The organism is Longimicrobiales bacterium, assembly GCA_029245345.1.
Lineage (GTDB): Bacteria > Gemmatimonadota > Gemmatimonadetes > Longimicrobiales > Gaopeijiaceae > CALFPJ01.
The window spans coordinates 58,160-74,871 of the sequence record JAQWPM010000017.1 but is presented as its reverse complement, the minus strand read 5'-3'; the positions used below and the strand labels follow the sequence as shown (position 1 = coordinate 74,871).

Annotated in this window: 12 protein-coding genes; 7 read left to right on the top strand and 5 right to left on the bottom strand. The window is 61.8% G+C overall.

The window, feature by feature from the left end:
* Window positions 1-91 precede the first annotated feature (91 nt).
* On the top strand, window positions 92-1,237 hold the full coding sequence (locus P8L30_09635) for an aminotransferase class I/II-fold pyridoxal phosphate-dependent enzyme (protein ID MDG2240453.1): 1,146 nt from the start codon (window positions 92-94) through the stop codon (window positions 1,235-1,237).
* A gap of 173 nt (window positions 1,238-1,410) precedes the next feature.
* Window positions 1,411-4,173, top strand: coding sequence for a prolyl oligopeptidase family serine peptidase (locus P8L30_09630; protein MDG2240452.1), 2,763 nt, complete (start codon window positions 1,411-1,413; stop codon window positions 4,171-4,173).
* Window positions 4,174-4,579: 406 nt separating this feature from the next.
* Here the strand turns inward: P8L30_09630 and P8L30_09625 are convergent, their stop codons facing one another.
* Entirely contained in the window at window positions 4,580-5,029 is a 450-nt protein-coding gene (locus P8L30_09625) for a nuclear transport factor 2 family protein (protein MDG2240451.1), read from the bottom strand.
* A gap of 457 nt (window positions 5,030-5,486) precedes the next feature.
* Here P8L30_09625 and P8L30_09620 point away from each other — a divergent pair, with 457 nt between their 5' ends.
* The 4 genes from P8L30_09620 to P8L30_09605 are packed head-to-tail and all read left to right on the top strand — an operon-like array spanning window position 5,487 to window position 9,210.
* Window positions 5,487-7,160: a copper resistance system multicopper oxidase gene (locus P8L30_09620; GenBank protein ID MDG2240450.1), complete on the top strand. Its 1,674-nt coding sequence runs from the start codon at window positions 5,487-5,489 to the stop codon at window positions 7,158-7,160.
* The gene (locus P8L30_09615; GenBank protein ID MDG2240449.1) at window positions 7,157-7,870 is read left to right on the top strand and encodes a copper resistance protein B; all 714 of its coding nucleotides are present in this window, start codon (window positions 7,157-7,159) and stop codon (window positions 7,868-7,870) included. The genes P8L30_09620 and P8L30_09615 overlap by 4 nt, the downstream gene beginning before the upstream one ends.
* Before the next feature lie 41 nt (window positions 7,871-7,911).
* Entirely contained in the window at window positions 7,912-8,301 is a 390-nt protein-coding gene (locus tag P8L30_09610) for a copper resistance protein CopC (protein ID MDG2240448.1), read from the top strand.
* Between the two features lie 3 nt (window positions 8,302-8,304).
* Window positions 8,305-9,210, top strand: coding sequence for a CopD family protein (locus tag P8L30_09605; protein MDG2240447.1), 906 nt, complete (start codon window positions 8,305-8,307; stop codon window positions 9,208-9,210).
* 133 nt (window positions 9,211-9,343) lie between these two features.
* Here P8L30_09605 and P8L30_09600 read toward each other — a convergent pair whose 3' ends face one another.
* Both P8L30_09600 and P8L30_09595 read right to left on the bottom strand, forming a co-directional pair.
* Window positions 9,344-10,780: an ATP-binding protein gene (locus P8L30_09600; GenBank protein MDG2240446.1), complete on the bottom strand. Its 1,437-nt coding sequence runs from the start codon at window positions 10,778-10,780 to the stop codon at window positions 9,344-9,346.
* Window positions 10,777-11,457 carry a response regulator transcription factor gene (locus tag P8L30_09595; protein ID MDG2240445.1) on the bottom strand — a complete coding sequence of 227 codons (681 nt, stop codon included), beginning with the start codon at window positions 11,455-11,457 and terminating at the stop codon, window positions 10,777-10,779. The genes P8L30_09600 and P8L30_09595 overlap by 4 nt, the downstream gene beginning before the upstream one ends.
* A gap of 202 nt (window positions 11,458-11,659) precedes the next feature.
* Here P8L30_09595 and P8L30_09590 point away from each other — a divergent pair, with 202 nt between their 5' ends.
* Window positions 11,660-14,338, top strand: coding sequence for a M14 family zinc carboxypeptidase (locus tag P8L30_09590; GenBank protein ID MDG2240444.1), 2,679 nt, complete (start codon window positions 11,660-11,662; stop codon window positions 14,336-14,338).
* Between the two features lie 22 nt (window positions 14,339-14,360).
* Here the strand turns inward: P8L30_09590 and P8L30_09585 are convergent, their stop codons facing one another.
* On the bottom strand, window positions 14,361-14,918 hold the full coding sequence (locus P8L30_09585; GenBank protein MDG2240443.1) for a hypothetical protein: 558 nt from the start codon (window positions 14,916-14,918) through the stop codon (window positions 14,361-14,363).
* 1 nt (window position 14,919) lies between these two features.
* Window positions 14,920-16,617, bottom strand: a complete 1,698-nt coding sequence (locus P8L30_09580; GenBank protein ID MDG2240442.1) for an amidohydrolase — start codon at window positions 16,615-16,617, stop codon at window positions 14,920-14,922.
* Window positions 16,618-16,712: the final 95 nt, after the last annotated feature.

The following is a 16,712-nucleotide window of genomic DNA, read 5'->3' as shown; positions in this document are numbered from 1 at the left end:
TCGATCCACCCGGTATCTACCCCACATTGACCCCGCACATCGGTTGCCGGGTTGGCTACCGGGTGCAGCAGATCCGAACCCAGGAGGACAGATGGATCGCCGAGGCTTTGTGACCACCGGCATGGCAGCCGGACTCGTAGGTGCCACCAGCGCGGGCAGTGCGATTGCAGCTCTGCTCGAGAACACGCCCGGATGGGGCCCCGGCAAGACCCTGGCCGACGGATCCGTGAAGCTCAGCTCGAACGAGAACCCACTGGGCCTGTCACCCGCGGCGCGTCAGGCAGTGATCGAAGCGATCCCGAACGCCAATCGTTATCCCAGTGACTTCCGCGCTCCTCTTATGAGTGCTTTGTCCGATTTTGTTGGGGTCAAGCAGGAGAATTTGGTGCTGGGTGCGGGCTCCACCGAGATCCTCCAGATGGCCGTCCAAGCCTACCAAGGGCCGAACACTCCCCTGGTCACGGCGGAACCGACGTTTGAGGACGTCCCCCGCTACATGCGCCCGCTCGCCTACAACTTGGTTACGGTTCCGCTGACCGGGCCCGGCCTGGCTCACGATATTGGGCGCATGCGCCAAGCCGCAGAGGGTTCGCGAAGACCGGCTGTCGTCTACTTCTGCAATCCGAACAACCCGACCGCGACCATCACGAACTCACGGGAGATCGACAACTGGATCGCCGACGCCCCTGAGACCACCATGTTCCTGATGGACGAGGCGTACTTCGAGTATGCCGACGATCCGTCGTACTGGTCGGCGCTCAAGTGGATCGAAACCAAACCGAACGTGATCGTGGTTCGCACCTTCTCGAAGATCTTCGGTATGGCAGGTATGCGATTGGGGTACGGCATCGCCCACCCGGACACCGCTGCACGCATGCGCGAGTTCGTCATGCAGAACAACCCGAACGTGCTCGCTGCAGCAGCCGGTACGGCGTCACTCGCGGACGAAGGGCTCATGGCCCGAAGCGTCGAGGTCAACAATGCCTCGAAGAAGATCGTCATGGACACCTGCGACGAACTCGGACTCGAGTATCTCCCCACGCAAGCCAACTTCATGATGCACCGCATCAACGGAGATCTCGGCACCTACATCAATCGCATGGCTGAGGTCGGCGTGCGTGTGGGTCGACAGTTCCCTCCGATGGTCGAATGGAACCGTATTTCCTTCGGGCTACCGGAAGAGCAAGGCAGATGGGCCGAAGCCCTTCGTGATTTCCGACGGAAGGGCTGGGTGTAAGAGCCCGCCCCCCCAGGAAGTACACCGCCCCCTCCGCCTGTGGCCTCGAGCCGCGGTGCGGAGGGGGCGTTTGCTTGGACTAGCCCGGCATCACGGGGTTGGTCAGCTTTCCTCCAGGGGGGTGAACACCCAGAGATTGCCCCTCGGATCACTCCCATACTTCGAGGCGAAGCATGTACTGCTCTCCGTTGGTGGCACTGGCTGTCCGAACCCTTCTTGTCCTAGCCATCCTCGTCCCTGGCGCACCTGTCGAGGCGCAGTCGGGCGACGAGAAACGCACGCTGGAGATCTCGGACTATCATCTCTGGCGCACGATCTCGGGCGCGGAGATCTCCGACGACGGCCAGTGGGTTTCGTGGACCTACACGCGGGTCCGCGGAGACGACACACTCTTCGTCAAAGGACTCGATTCCGGTCGAGACCACACTGTGCCCCGCGCTTCCGGGGCTGAATTCTCATCGGATGGCAACTGGATCGCATACGACCTCAGTAAACCATTCGCAGAAATCGAGAAACTCGAGCGAGACGACGAGGACGTCACGCACCAGGCTGGCCTGCTGAACCTCACCACGGGAGAGATGCGGAGCTGGGACGACGCATCGGACTTCGGCTTCTCGGAGACGTCGAGCCACTTCTTCGTGAAAAAGCGGCAGTCAGACGACGATGCCGAGCATGATGGGACGGACCTCATTCTACGCAATCTCCACGAGGGCTTCGACGAACTCATCGGGAGCGTGGACCAGGCGGCCTTCAACGACGCGGGTAACTACCTCGCGTTTACCGTAGATGCGGCCAACAAGGACGGAAACGGCGTCTACATGGTCGACCTCGCCACAGGTGCCCGGCGTGCCCTCGATAACGCGAAGGAACGATACGCACGAATGGCGTGGTCCGAAGAAGGAAACGCCCTAGCCGTCTTGCGGGGTGAGACACCGGAGGGGAAGGTCGAGCGGGACAACACCCTTCTCGCGTTCTCGGATGTCTCAACTGCGGAAGTCACACTGACCGCGTTCACATCCGGAAGCGGTCTAGCGGACGATTGGATCCTGAGCGAAGACGGAAACCTGGCGTGGAATACAGACGCCACGACGCTCTTCGTGGGCACCAAGATGCAGGACGACAAGCTCAAAAAGTGGGCGGACGACGAGTTTCCGTTGGCAGACGTCAACATCTGGCACTGGCAGGACGATCGCATTCAGGCGGAGCAACAGCAGTCGGCTTCGCGCGACCGGAACCGGACCTACGTCGCAGCAGCGCATCTGCGAGGCGGTGACATCGTGCCGTTAGCTGACGAGACCATGCGGACCGTCGAAGTCACGCGGAACGGACGGTGGGGCATGGGACGTGACGACAGTGACTACGTGTCCGACTGGAAGCCTCAGGTCGCGGACTTCTACCGAATCGACACCCAGACAGGTGAACGTACGGTGGCTCTTGAGGGCCAACTGCGGGCACTGGGGCTGAGTCCTGACAGCGAGCACTACCTGTACTGGAAGGACGGGCACGTCTGGGACTATCGCATAGCCGACGACGAGCATGTGAACCTCACTGAAAGTGCTCCGGTCGACTTCACGAACGCTGAGTACGACTACTTCGGTGAGAAGCCCCCTTATGGCATGGCGGGATGGACCGAGGACGGCGAGGGGGTCGTGCTCTATCACAAGTACGATGTCTGGCTGCAGCCGCTCGACGGGAGCGCCGCTACGGACCTGACCGGCGGTTACGGCAACGCCGAGGAGATTCGGCTGCGCTACGTAGCGACCGATCCAGACGCACGAACGATCGACCTCAATGCGCCCGTTCTTTTGGACGGGTATGGGGAATGGACGAAGTCCGAAGGCTACTTCCAGTTGGACGACGGCAATCTCGGGGCGCTCGCGTGGGAGGCCCAACGGTTGAGCGTCCCACAAAAGGCCGCGGACGCAGACCGGTACATCTTCACCGCGCAGACGTTCGAGGACTTTCCGGACCTGTGGGTCAGTGACGGCGACTTCACCGACCGCACCAGGGTCACGACCGCGAACCCGCAGCAGGACGAATACCTGTGGGGTTCACGCATCCTCTTCGACTACACGAACGACGATGGTGTCCCGCTCCAGGGCACACTCGCGATCCCCGAAGGCTACGAGGAAGGTCAGAAGCTGCCGATGATTGTGCGCTTCTATGAGCAGTACTCCCAAGACCTTCACCTCTACCCCACCCCGACGTACCGACATTCACCGAACTTCGCCGGCTACGTGAGCAGCGGCTTCTTGGTCATGCAGCCAGACGTGCACTTCCGAATCGGGTCCTCTCACTCGGACATGCTGGAGTCAGTGGAAGCAGCGGTGCAGAAGGTCATCGAGATGGGCTACGCAGACCCGGAGTCCGTGGGTCTCAGTGGACATTCCTACAGCGGTGGTGGCGGCGCATACATCGCGACCCGCTCGGACATGTTCTCCGCCGTCGCACACGGCGCGGCGCCCATCAACCTTATCAGTGAGTTCAACCAGCTCTTCGTTGGGAGTGGGCAGAACAACCATTCCTACGACATCTACGGGCAGGGTCGCTACGCGACGAACCCGTACGAGGACTTTGATACCTATTGGGCCGAGTCTCCGATTTCCGGTGTGGAGACCATGAATACGCCAGTCCTCTATTTGCACGGTGAAGAAGACCCGACGGTAAACTGGGAGCAGGGCCTCGAGTGGTACAATGCGCTCCGCTTTCTAGAAAAGCCCATCATCTGGCTTTCCTATCCGGAGGAAGGGCATGGACTCCGGAAGCTCCAGAACCGGATCGACTTCCAATACCGTCTCCGCCAGTTCTACAACCACCACCTGAAGGGCGAGCCCGCTCCAGGATGGATGACGGACGGTGTGCCGTTCTTGGACAAGGACCAACATCTGCGCGACTTCGCGCCGCGGATTTTCGCAAAGCCGAGAGTCATCAGCTGACCGAAGGCGGGGCCGCCGAGCGGCGGCTCCGCCCGAGGCTCCGACCGGGGCCGATTCTATCCAGTTTCATGCTTGGAAAGAGCTAGAAACCTCCCGCAGGAACAGATCAGATTGCACCGGTACTCGATGGCGAAGCGCTCGGGATCAACGGACTCGGCCGCATCGGCAAGCTCACGCTCTGGCACCACGCGGCTCGGAACTACTTTCCTCCGATCGCGATCAACGTAGGACGTGACGTGGGTCGCGGCCTCGAAGCCATCTGCGAGACCATCGAGAAGGACTCCAACTACGGCCGCATGCACAGGTTCTTGTTTGGCGTTTCGGCTGAACCCTGCGTAAAAGTGTTCGACGAGGGAGCATTCAGTGATTATGAACGGCCCATGAAGTCATCTTCATGGACACGGGACTAACGCCTTTGGCGCGACGACCAGTGGATCGCCTTGATCTTCCACACTCCGTCGACATGAGCGAGAACCATCAACTCCGCACCCTGCGAGTTGATTTCGCGTTCGCCCATCGTTCCTTCGGTGATGCTCGTTGACCACGCCCACGCCACGTCACCCATCATGGTCACGTTGATGTCCCCACGCTCGCGGGGCACAGCCTGAGCGAAACGCATGTCACCAGACAGGTGGCCGCTGCGATAGTGCTCTTTGTTCTCGACTCCGCCGCTCTCGAGGATCGTGACGTCTTCCGCGAGCATGGATAGCGCCGTCGCAGAGTCCCCAGAAGCGAGTGACGAGTGGTACGCGTCGATGGCCGCAATGACACCAGCCTCACCGGATTGGGCATGGCCGATGGCCGGGACGGCGAGCATGGCGACGACTGCAAAGAGCCGGACGAGGATGGACTTCATTGGGACCTCCTGAGAATGGACAGTTGGCGAAGGGAGCTTACGCTTCCACTTCGGCGAATTTCTTCGTGCGATTTCGAAACGCCATCATCCAACCTGTCACGACCATCGTCAGAATCGCGAGTTGCAGGCGTGGGCAGGAGGATCGTGTCGATCCCGAGCGCACGATGGGTGCGCGAGGGGCGCAATTGGGAGGTTGGCTTCATGAGAAGGGCAGCGGTTTCGTGGTATGAGTCCGCCGAGATTACGACCCGCGAGGTGAAACTGCGATGAAGCCTTCATGAAGAAGCCTTCATGCGGGCTTCAGAGAGCCTTCATGTATCGGTGACGATTCTCTTCGTAACAAGAATGCTCTACTGCCCGGAGATCCTCCCTTGGTCCAACGTTCCGCCGATGTCGGGCGCGCGCAGAAGTCAGTCGCGCGCGCGACCCAGTCCACTGCCTGGCGAAGTGCCCCGAGATGACAGATTCATCGCTACCTCTCGGGCGCCGCGACTTCGTCCGCATCGCCGCTGGAATCACCGCGACAACCGCGCTCGGCGCCTCGCCACGTTCGCTTTTCGCAGCAGTGGCGCCCAAAAACGCAGCGGCTCCCCGCGCCGTAGAATACGACCTGGTGATCGACCGGGGCGGTGTCCGGATCGGAGACCGCACCGGAACGGCGCCCATGATCAACGAGATGATCCCCGGCCCGCTGCTTCGGCTGCGTGAAGGCCAGGAGGCGATCCTGCGCGTCACGAACCACCTCGACGAAGACACGTCGATCCACTGGCATGGGCTCCTCGTGCCAGCCGACATGGATGGTGTGCCGGGATTCAGCTACGACGGTATCAAGCCGGGCGAGACGTTCACGTATCGATTCGATGTTCGACAGGCGGGCACCTACTGGTACCACAGCCACTCCGGTGGCCAGGAGCAGCAGGGAATGTACGCGCCCCTCGTGATCGACCCCGCAGAGGACGACCCCGTTCGGTACGACCGGGAGCACACCATCGTCCTCTCGGACTGGACGGACGAGGACCCCATGGACGTCCTGCGCAACCTCAAGGGCAACGGCGCATACTACAACTACGGAAAGCGCACGCTTCCGGGCTTCGTGAGCGGTCTCTTCGACGACGCCGGCGCGACCGTTCGCGACCGGACAAGTTGGGGCGGCATGCGTATGGATCCGACGGACATCGCTGACGTTACCGGCGCCACGTATAGCTACCTGCTCAACGGCAAGGTGCCGGCGGACAACTGGACGGGTCTATTTCAGGACGGTGAACGGGTCCGCCTCCGCTTCATCAACGCAGCGGCGATGTCGTTCTTCGACGTGAAGATCCCCGGCCTCAAGATGACCGTAGTGCAAGCGGACGGTCAGGACGTCGAGCCCGTGCGAGTGGATGAATTCCGCATTGCCGTTGCCGAGACCTACGACGTCATCGTCCGGCCTGAGACAGGAACTGCGTACACGATCTTCGCCCAATCGATGGATCGTTCAGGCTTTGCGCGCGGCACCCTGGCCGAAGCTGAAGGTGGCGAAGCAGAAGTGCCCGCCTTGGACGAGCGCCCGCTACGCACCATGGCGATGATGCCCGGCATGGACATGTCCGAGATGTCCATGCCCGGCATGGATATGCCCGGCATGGACATGAGCGGGGACATGTCTGAGATGGATCACGCCGCCATGGGTCACACCATGGAAGGGGACCTCAAAAAGCTGGCTTACTCGGACCTGGTCGCGTTCGAACCGAACCGGGATGTACGTGAGCCCACGCGAGACGTCGTGCTCAGACTTACAGGCGACATGGAGCGATATTTCTGGACGCTCAACGACAAGAAGCTGTCTCAGTCGGACCCCATTCGTTTGACGGTGGGGGAGCGCGTCCGGCTCATCATGACGAACGAGACGATGATGGAGCACCCCATGCATCTTCATGGTGTGTTTATGGAGCTTCAGAACGGCAGCCCCGCAGCCTTCGCGCCTCGAAAGCACACCATCAGCGTGCCGCCGAATGAAACCGTTGAGGCGCACCTGACCTTCGACGAACCGGGCGCGTGGGCTTTTCACTGCCACCTGCTCTATCACATGATGACCGGAATGTTCGTCCGGGTCGAAGTCGCTGCCCAGAACGCAGAGGACCCGTCATGAGGCGTGGATGCGTGGCGGCCGGGTTTCTGTGCGCCTTTATGGTCGCATCATTCCTGACCGCACCGGAGCACGTCTCCGCGCAGGAAATGGGCAACGCGATTTTCCACCACTCGATGCTGGACGTGGATGCCGCATCTTCCGCAGGATCAACCGTAGGTCGGTGGAATGCGTCTGGCTGGATCGGGACGGACTTCGACCGGCTCTGGTGGAGCACATCAGGCGAGGGCGCGGAGAGCGAACTCGACGAATTCGAGACAATGCTCCTCTATGGCCACTATGCCCGCCGTTTTTGGGACATCGTCGTAGGATACCGTCACGATTTTAAGCCCACATCCCAGGGGTATCTGACGGTCGGGCTCATGGGCCTTGCTCCTTACTGGTTCGAGGTCGGCCTCTTCGGGTTCGTGAGCGACAGCGGCAAGCCGAGCCTCCGGCTGGACGCTGAAAACGATCTCTATCTGACACAGCGCCTCGTGCTCACACTCGAAGGCGAGGTCGACTGGTTGCTCACTGCAGACGACGAATTGGACCTGGCCGCCGGCATCGCTTCGTTGGGACTGGGCCTGCGTACTCGCTACGAAATTCGCCGCAAATTCGCGCCCTACGTGGATCTCACTTGGGTCAGGGAGAAGGACCTCAGGACACCCGTGCCCGGAGGCATCGAGTTGAACGGCCTCCGAATAGGCGCAGGACTACGATTGATCTATTAGCCCGCCGGGTCACCGGCATACCAATCCGAGGAATCGACAACATGAAGAAGACATTCAAAGGCCTGCTGACAACAGCACTCCTGGTAGGCGGGCTCGCTGCCGCTACGAGTCCCGTTTCCGAGAGCGAGATCCACTTCGCGCTCAGCAAGTCGGCGCCGGTTGCCGACGCGAGCGCAGAGAACGTCACCGAGATCCGCCTGTGGTTCACCGAAGCACCCTCGGAAGGCACGACGTCCATCAGGCTTCTCGATGCCGACGAAGAGCCCATCCACACCATGGACATCCAGCAGGACGCCGAAGACGAGCGTGTGTTCTCCGTCGCTACGCACGGTGCCCTTCCGGCTGGGAGCTACTCCGTCGCATGGAGAGGCATGGGCGCCGACGGGCACGTGGTGCGTGAGACCTTCGCGTTCACGGTGACCGGCCAGTAAACAGTGGCTGGAGCCTTCAGCGCGCTTACGGGGTGGGTCCTGTTCGCGGGGCTCGCCCTCACGACCGGAGCAACTCTGGCGCGCTGGGTCATTTTGCCCAGAGTCCATTCGGGGGAGGACCCCTCCCCCGAATGGCTCAGGCTCAACACGGCGCAGCTCGCGTCTGCTGCCGCGCTTCTGCTCCCGCTCGCGATGGGCCTCTACTTCGTCCGGCAGCTTCAGGACTTCAGAGATCCTTTTGCGCCCTGGACCGAGGACGCCCGGCTACTGCTGGGTGCCACAGCTTGGGGACGTGTTTGGATGTGGGCGACCGCAGGCTCGGTCCTGTCCGTCATTGCACTTTTCGCCGCGAGAGCCGGGAAACAAGCAGGTTGGTGGGCGGCGACTCCGATCCTGTTCGCTCTGGGCGCGTTCCCAGGCCTCACGGGCCATGCGGCGGGGGAGGAGAATCTGAGGGCGCTCGCCCTAGTCGCGGATGCGATGCACGTGTGGGCAGCCGGCGGCTGGATGGGCGGATTGGCGGTGGTCTTCTACCTGGATCGGACGTGGCGGCGAGAGTCACCGGACGCGACGTCCCTACTGCCAGCCCTCGTGCCGGTTTTTTCGCTCGTGGCCATGGCCAGCGTCGGCACTCTCGCGCTGACTGGAACGTTCGCGGCATGGCTCCACCTGCCGTCGATAGGCTCGCTCTTCTCGACCAACTACGGACGCACACTCCTGCTGAAGCTAGGGCTAGTCGGGATCGTGCTCGCGTTGGGCGGGCTGAACTACAAGGTGCTCACACCTCGACTGGGGACCCGTCAGGGCAACGAGCAGATGCGCAAAGCGGCGGCCTTCGAGCTGCTCGTCGCTCAGGCCGTGCTCCTCGTTACCGCACTGTTGGTGCGCATGTCACCGATGGACCACTGATGAATACCGAAGCTTCGGGCCACTCCGGTCCGGCGCGTTCTTGCTAGGAGGAAAAATGATGCGAAGACACCTGACTCGACTGTTCGGAGCCGTCGCACTCGTAGGAGCTGCGTCGATCCTCACCGCCGTGTCTTCATGAGTCATCTCCTCGCCGGTCAGGCGGCGTGGAAGGGAGGGAAAGAACAAAACGAGCACCGCCTTGGAGGCGATTCTCAGCGGACGCACTGCCATCGTGCGCTTCGGCTACCGCCTTCACGATCGCGAGGCCAAGACCGGTACCACCGCCCTCGGGACCATGCGTGCGCGCGGAATCCGCACGGTAGAAGCGTTCGAAGAAGGTGCTGGGGTCCGCCGAGCCGAGACCAGGTCCGCTGTCTTCGACCGAGAGCATCAGAGACGCGCCAGACTCTCTCATCTCGACGGCGACGTTCCCGCCCAGTGGTGTGAACTTCAGTGCGTTGTCGAGGAAGTTCCACGCCGCCTGACCAAGGAGCCCTGAGTCGATCATCCCAGTCAGTCCAGGCTGGGCGGTGAAGATGAGATCGATCTCTTTTTCGTCAGCCTTGGCGCGCAGGCGCTCGACGACGCCCGAGACTACTTCCGTAGCATCCGCGATCTCGAGTCGAGGTCGCATCGCACCGGCGTCCGACCGAGCGAGCGTGAGGAGGTCCTCGGTGATGGTGGAGAGCCGGAGGACCTCTTCGAGCGTGCTTTCCAACACGCGCACGTATTCCTCGGAGTCACGATCGCGCCGCAACGCGAGCTCGAGTTCCCCGCGCATGGCGGTGAGTGGCGACCTCAACTCGTGGCTCGCATCCGCAGCGAACCGCCTTTGCGTCTCGAAGGCCCCTTGGATCCTGGCGAGCATCGTATTCAGCACCTCGACGAGACGGCGGTATTCGACTGTGTCTGCGTACGCCTGGATGCCCCGACCAAGTGAGCGGGCCTCGATTTCTTCGGCCTGGTCTATGACTTCGTGGATGGGCCGGACCGCGCTACTCGCCAGCCACCACGACCCTGCGAACGTCGCCGCCCCCAAAAGCGCCGTGAGGGCCGCAAGGAACGCTCCCGCGCGCGCCAACATATCGTCGCGGCCGGACAACGGTGCGGCTATCTGGAGCACATGGGCTTCGTGCTGGGCTCCGAGTCTTTCGAGGGGGTAGAAGAGCGTACGTACGGGTGAGCCTTCGAAGTCCTGCGCGGCCCACACCAATTCACCTGCCGATGCCACCGCCAGCGCTCCCGCATCCGGCGACAGGTCGGAATTCATATACTGGCTTCGCAGCAAGCTGCGTCCGTCCGCGTCCCAAACCTGGGCGTACCGAATGAGATCCCTCACCGAAGCCGCTTCGTCCGCGGTCAGGTCCCATTCATGGAAGTGCATCGCACCGTCGGGGCCATCCGCGAGGGAGGCAGCTTGGATGGACGCGACGTTCAGGATCGAAGAATTGAGTTCTTGATCCAGGAGCGCACGCAGGGTGATCAGCGAAACGACGGACAAGGCGACGAGCCCGACGACCGCCGCAACCGAGGCGCGTACAGCAAGCTGAAAGCGGAAAGAACGTGTCATTCAGGCTCGTCGCGATGAAACACGTAGCCCACACCTCGAACCGTATGCACGAGGGGCCCCTCGCCGGCCTCCTTCAGCTTGCCCCGCAGATGACCGACATGTACGTCGACGACATTGCTCATGGGGTCGAAGTGGAGGTCCCAAACCTTCTCCAAGAGTTCGGTGCGACGGACCACACGCTCAGGGCTGAGCATGAAGAACTCCAGAAGCTGGAACTCCTTGGGGGTAAGGTTGAGCTTTACCCCCCGGCGATCCGCACGATGGGTCACCCGATCGAGTTCGACGTCGTCGTAGATGAGGCGATCCGGGCGCGAGGCCCCACCGCGACGAAGCAGCGCCCTGACCCGCGCCAGGAGTTCATCGAACCCGAACGGCTTCGTCAGATAGTCGTCGGCGCCCGCGTCGAGGCCCAGTACCACGTCCTCCTTGGCGTCACGCGCGGTCAGCATCAAGACGGGCACGGTAGACTGAGCGGCCCTCAGCTCGCGTACTATTTCAAAGCCGCTCTTCCCAGGCAGCATCACATCGAGCAAGAGGAGGTCGTACTCGTGCACACGGGCCTTAAGCAATCCGTCGTCCCCGTCGTTCGACGTGTCGACGGAATAGCCCTCTTCGCGCAGCCCCTTCTCGAGGAAGCTCGCCACCTTCTTGTCGTCTTCGACTACGAGGATTCTCACCGGTTTTCGTATCCACGGATAATGTGTACGTGCTGGGTCCGGGCACGACGCGCCTAATCAATACGCGATCTCGTGGGTGAACGCACCGTGAAGCTAAGATGAAGGGGGCTTCATGATGCAGCTAAAAGCACCGACGAGGCTGGCGGGAGCCCATACATGCGGGCACCTTCCGCAACGCGTCCACTTAGACAGGTCTTTCGCCGTGCGCACCGTCTTCACCCTCGTCGCAGTCGCCGTTTTAGCGGCCCCCCTCACCGCTCAGATCCCGACGCCCGAGTCCGTCTTGGGCTTCATACCTGGCGCTGACTTCCATCTCGCCACCTACGAGCAGTCGGTGGACTACTTCCAGCGATTGGACGCGGCTTCAGATCGGATCATGATGCTGCCGACAGGCCGCACGTCTGAAGGCAGAGAGTGGTGGATCGCTCTCATCTCGTCGCCGGACAATCTGGCCCAGGTCGAGCACTACAGAGACATCGCGGACGCGCTCGCGCACCCGGCCGACCTGACCGACGCGATGGCGAGAGAACTCGCCCTGGAAGGCAAGGCCATCGTTGACGTGAATGGTGGCCTGCACGCGACGGAAGTCGCCGGTGCCCAACACACGATCCAGTTGGCATACGAGTTGGTGTCCAGTGAAGAGGCCCGCATCAGTGACATACGCGAGAACGTCATCACCGTCCTGTGGCCGTCGCTGAACCCGGACGGGCAAACGATGGTCTCGGACTGGTACATGTCGAACGTCGGCACCCAGTACGAGGTGTCCGGCCTTCCTACGCTCTACCAGAAGTACATCGGGCACGACAACAACCGCGATGCCTACATGCTGAACATGATCGAGTCGCGGGTACTCGCCCGCACATGGCAGGAGTGGGACCCACAGATCATCTACGTGCATCACCAGAGCTCCCCCTTCCCCACGCGGATCTGGCTGCCTCCGTTCGCTGAGCCCATCGCGACGTTCTCGCCCCCCATCATGGCGCGGACGGTGAACACGATTGGGATGACGATCGCTTCGATGCTCGAGTCACGGGGCATGCCTGGATCGGTCCATATGGGCACTGGCTTCGACGCATGGTATCCCGGCTACGTCGACTACATGCCGATGATGCAGAACCAGGCAGCATTTTGGACCGAGACGGCGCTGTGGCGTTATGCCACACCGCACTTCTACACACTGAACGACTTCCCTGCGGACCGTCGCGACCTACGGGCGGAATCTTTGTATCCGTCCCCGTGGGAGGGCGGCTGGTGGCGTTTGGGCGACGCCGTCGACTACATGCGCGTCGCATCCATCGCGGTGCTCGACTACGCGGCGAAGTACCGAGAGGACATCCTCTACAACCGGTACCAGTCGGGGCGTGATCAGATTCTGAAGTATGAGTCGTCACCCCCCTATGCGTACTTCATCCCAAAAGAACAGCGGGACCCCGTTGCCCCGGTGGACCTTCTCCGACGCCTCGCCTTCAATGGATTGAGGGTGTACGAACTCGAGTCCGAGATCACTCACGAAGGGATGACTCACGCCGCTGGGACGTGGGTATTGCCCCTCGACCAGGAGTTCGGCGAACTCGCTCGCCAGGTCTTGGAGGTGCAGAGTTACCCTGACCTCCGTGAGTACCCGGAGGGCCCCCCTGAGCAGCCGTATGACGCCGCGGGGTGGACGCTCGGCTATCAGATGGACGTACAGATCATCGAGGCCACGCAGCCCCTGACGGATGGGATCAGGGCGGCAATGGCTCCGCTGGAAGCGGAGGCCACGGCGTGGGATGCAGATGTCGACGATGCCGCCAGCTTCGATGCCGTCCCTGGCGTTGGATTCGATTCGAACCCGGTCGCCGCAGCGATCGTGCCTGCAGCCGGGCGCGTGACCGGCTCGGGTGGTGCCCTACTCTTGGATCCCGGTCAGAACAACTCGTTCCGTGCACTCAATGCAGCCTGGGACGCGGGAGCCAACGTGGGATTCTCGAATGGCCAATACGTGGTGTCCGACCTGAACAACTCCACGGCGCAGACCCTGGTATCAGAACTGGCCCTCAGGGCGAGCCGTGGGTCTTCGTCCGGCACAGCGCTGCCACGTGCACGGCTTGGGCTGTACCGACCCTGGTCGCCCAGCATGGACGAGGGCTGGAGCCGATGGCTCCTCGAAGAACATGGCTTCTCGTTCACAAGTGTCCGGAACGCCGACATCCACGCGGGCGAACTCACAGATCGTTACGATGTCATCGTGCTCCCTTCCGAGCGTGTCGGCAGCCTCATGAATGGCTTCGCAAACGGCTCCGCTCCACCCCAATACGTGGGAGGGATTGGAGCAGAAGGCATCCGTGAGCTCGACAACTTCGTTCAGGCCGGTGGTACTCTGGTCTGCCTGAGTGCCTCGGCGGACCTATGCATCGACGAATTCCACCTCCCGGTCAGCAACGTGGTTCGGGGTCTCGGGCGGGGGGACTTTTTCTCTTCCGGTTCGATTCTCGAGGTCCGCACAGATACGGGACACCCGGTCATGGCCGGTATGCCGGATCGCGCGAAGGTCTTCTTCAACCGGAGCCCCGTGTTCACGACCGAAGAAGGCTTTGAAGGGTCCGTGATCGCGTCGTACGGTCCCGCGGGTTCACCGCTTATGTCCGGCTACCTACTGGGTGAAGAGCACCTTCAAGGCCAAGCGGCTGCTGTAGACGTGAAGTATGGAGACGGGCACGTGATCCTGGTCGGCTTCCAGCCCCAATGGAGAGGCCAACCCCGCGGGACGTTCCGCATCCTCTTCAACGCGGCATTCTACCACGGCGCGCTCGCCAGCGGGACTGCCGGAACAGAGGACTTCTGGACAAAACCGGAGCCGGAAGAGAAGGCCGATACAGGCGACGGCAACGGACGACGATAGCGGAGTGGAGTGGAGGCTCCGACTAGGCCGAGTGCGACATCTTGGCCCAGAGATCGTTCAGTTGGGAGGACACTTCCTGCATCGCTTGAATGGCGATCAGGTCGAGTCGCTTCGCGATGGCGGGCCCAACGAGACGCTTCAAGAAGCGCGCAGGGTGGTCGAGGTCCCAATCCAGGAAGGAGTCAGGACCCTTCTCCATGTTCTCCAAGATGCGGATGATGAGATAGGAGTCGTCTAGCAACCCAGGGAGTCCCTGAGTCATCTCGGGAATCAAGTCCAACGGTTGCAGGTAGTAATTCTCTGCATGCTCCAGCAATGGGAACACCACGGAGTTCAGGCCGCGCTCACCCGCTTCTTGGCGCGCTCGGGCCAAGAAGATCGGTATCGACTCGATGATCTCAAGAGCGACGTCCGCTACTTCGAAAACCTCGGACTCCTCAGCCTCGGGGAGAGCCTTAGCCACAAAGCGCCGCAGGCTCTCGATACCCCCTCGTGCCTTGGCGCTCTCGATCACAGCCAAGATGTCAAGGAGCGCGCTCCCGAAGGGAGCGTCCTGGGAGCTTCTGGTATCGGGCTCCACGTTAGCGACCACCCTCGTAGACGACTTCGCCACCCACGATCGTGTAGACGATTTCCGTGTCCGGAATCGCGGCCTCATCGATCGTCATGATGTCCTGCGATAAGACCGTAATGTCCGCGAACTTGCCAACGACCAACGATCCTTTGACGTCGTCCTCAAAGGCGCCGTACGCTGCGTTGATCGTGTAAGACTTGAGCGCTTCCAGCCGGCTCATCCGTTGGTTCGGGAAGTAGACCTCACCGTTGTTCATGACACGGGAGACCGTCGAGTAATAGCTGACCATGGGATCGACATCTTCGACGGGAGCATCCGTACCGTTCATGATCACGGCCCCCGACTCCATGAGCTTCTGCCACACGTATGCGCCTTCCGCGGCCCGCTGCGCACCCAACTTCGGTTCGACCCACGGACCGTCCGACGTCGCATGTACGCCCTGCATAGCGGCGATCACACCCAACTCCCCAAACCGCCCGATGTCATCGGGGTTCAGGTGCTGCGCATGCTCAACGCGCCACCGGTAGTCCTCACCACCGGCGGTAACGTATGCCGCTTCAAAGATGTCGAGTGTCTCTCGATTCGCCCGATCCCCGATCGCGTGGACGTTCAGTTGGTATCCATGCTCCATGGCGAGAGCGGCCGTCTCGGTGATCACCTCGACCGGCGTCGTGTTGAGGCCGGTGCTTGTGGGCAGGTCGTCATAGGGCTCTAACAGCCACGCACCATGTGAGCCAAGCGCTCCGTCAATCGAGTGTTTGATCGCCCGCACAGTCAGTCGATCTCCGTACCCGATCATACGGTAGTCGGCCAGCTTCTCGCGGAAGCTGTCGTTGCTCCCGCGTAGCATCACGTAGAGACGGATCTTGAGAGATCCGTCGTCCACGAGGTCTTTCCAGAGGTCGACGGAGCCAAAACCCGACCCCGCATCTTGGAACGACGTAATACCCTTGGAAAACGACTCTTCCTGAGCCAGGAGCGCGACACGTGCCGGGTCCGGAGATGCGGCACCTCGTTGTGCTGGGCCCAGAAGGCCACCCGCCGTCTCGCGGAAGGCCCCGATCGGATTACCCGAAGCGTCCCTGACGATCTCACCGCCGCGGGGGTCCGGTGTACTCGCGTCGATTCCTGAAAGCTCCATAGCCTTGGCATTCGCATAAGTCGCGTGCCCGCTCGCATGACGCAGAATCACGGGATTGTCAGGAGATACTGCACTCAGCGACGCGTGGAACGGGAGTCCGTCGACATTCGGCTCGGGCCGAACGTCCCACTTTTCCTGATGCCAGCCCCTGCCGGTGATGAGTTCCCCAGGCTCTGCGTCTGCTACCGCAGCCTCCACCATCGCAACAGCTTCACCCCAGTTGGCAACCGTCATGAGGTTCAGCTGAAGTGTGGAGCGGCCCACCCCCATGTAGTGACCGTGCCCCTCGATAAAGCCAGGGATCGCCGTGTGCCCGTCGAGCTCGACGACTCGGGTACCGTCCCCGATGTAGCCGGACATCTCAGCGTCCGAGCCCATCGCGATGATGCGCCCATCTCGCGAAGCGAGAGCTTGCACCTGGGGGGTCTCATCGTCCACCGTGACGATCTTCCCGCCTCTCAAAACAAGGTCCGCCGCTTCGACGGCGGGCCCGGAGTCGCAGCCGGCCGCCAAGACGGTGAGTGTGGCAATCGTGAAGAAACGGCGATCGGAGAACACGAACATGGTCCTGCTCCTGCGGGTCGACGACTAGAGTCGAATGAGCGCTTGGTGCCTAAGGACCATCAGAATCACGTGCCTGGCACAAACCGGCCAGGGGC

Bases quoted from the DNA above. Each gene is read 5' to 3' on its own strand.
- P8L30_09635 (MDG2240453.1), top strand. From the start codon at position 92: ATGGATCGCCGAGGCTTTGTGACCACCGGCATGGCAGCCGGACTCGTA.
- P8L30_09630 (MDG2240452.1), top strand. From the start codon at position 1,411: ATGTACTGCTCTCCGTTGGTGGCACTGGCTGTCCGAACCCTTCTTGTC.
- P8L30_09625 (MDG2240451.1), bottom strand. From the start codon at position 5,029: ATGAAGTCCATCCTCGTCCGGCTCTTTGCAGTCGTCGCCATGCTCGCC.
- P8L30_09620 (MDG2240450.1), top strand. From the start codon at position 5,487: ATGACAGATTCATCGCTACCTCTCGGGCGCCGCGACTTCGTCCGCATC.
- P8L30_09615 (MDG2240449.1), top strand. From the start codon at position 7,157: ATGAGGCGTGGATGCGTGGCGGCCGGGTTTCTGTGCGCCTTTATGGTC.
- P8L30_09610 (MDG2240448.1), top strand. From the start codon at position 7,912: ATGAAGAAGACATTCAAAGGCCTGCTGACAACAGCACTCCTGGTAGGC.
- P8L30_09600 (MDG2240446.1), bottom strand. From the start codon at position 10,780: ATGACACGTTCTTTCCGCTTTCAGCTTGCTGTACGCGCCTCGGTTGCG.
- P8L30_09580 (MDG2240442.1), bottom strand. From the start codon at position 16,617: ATGTTCGTGTTCTCCGATCGCCGTTTCTTCACGATTGCCACACTCACC.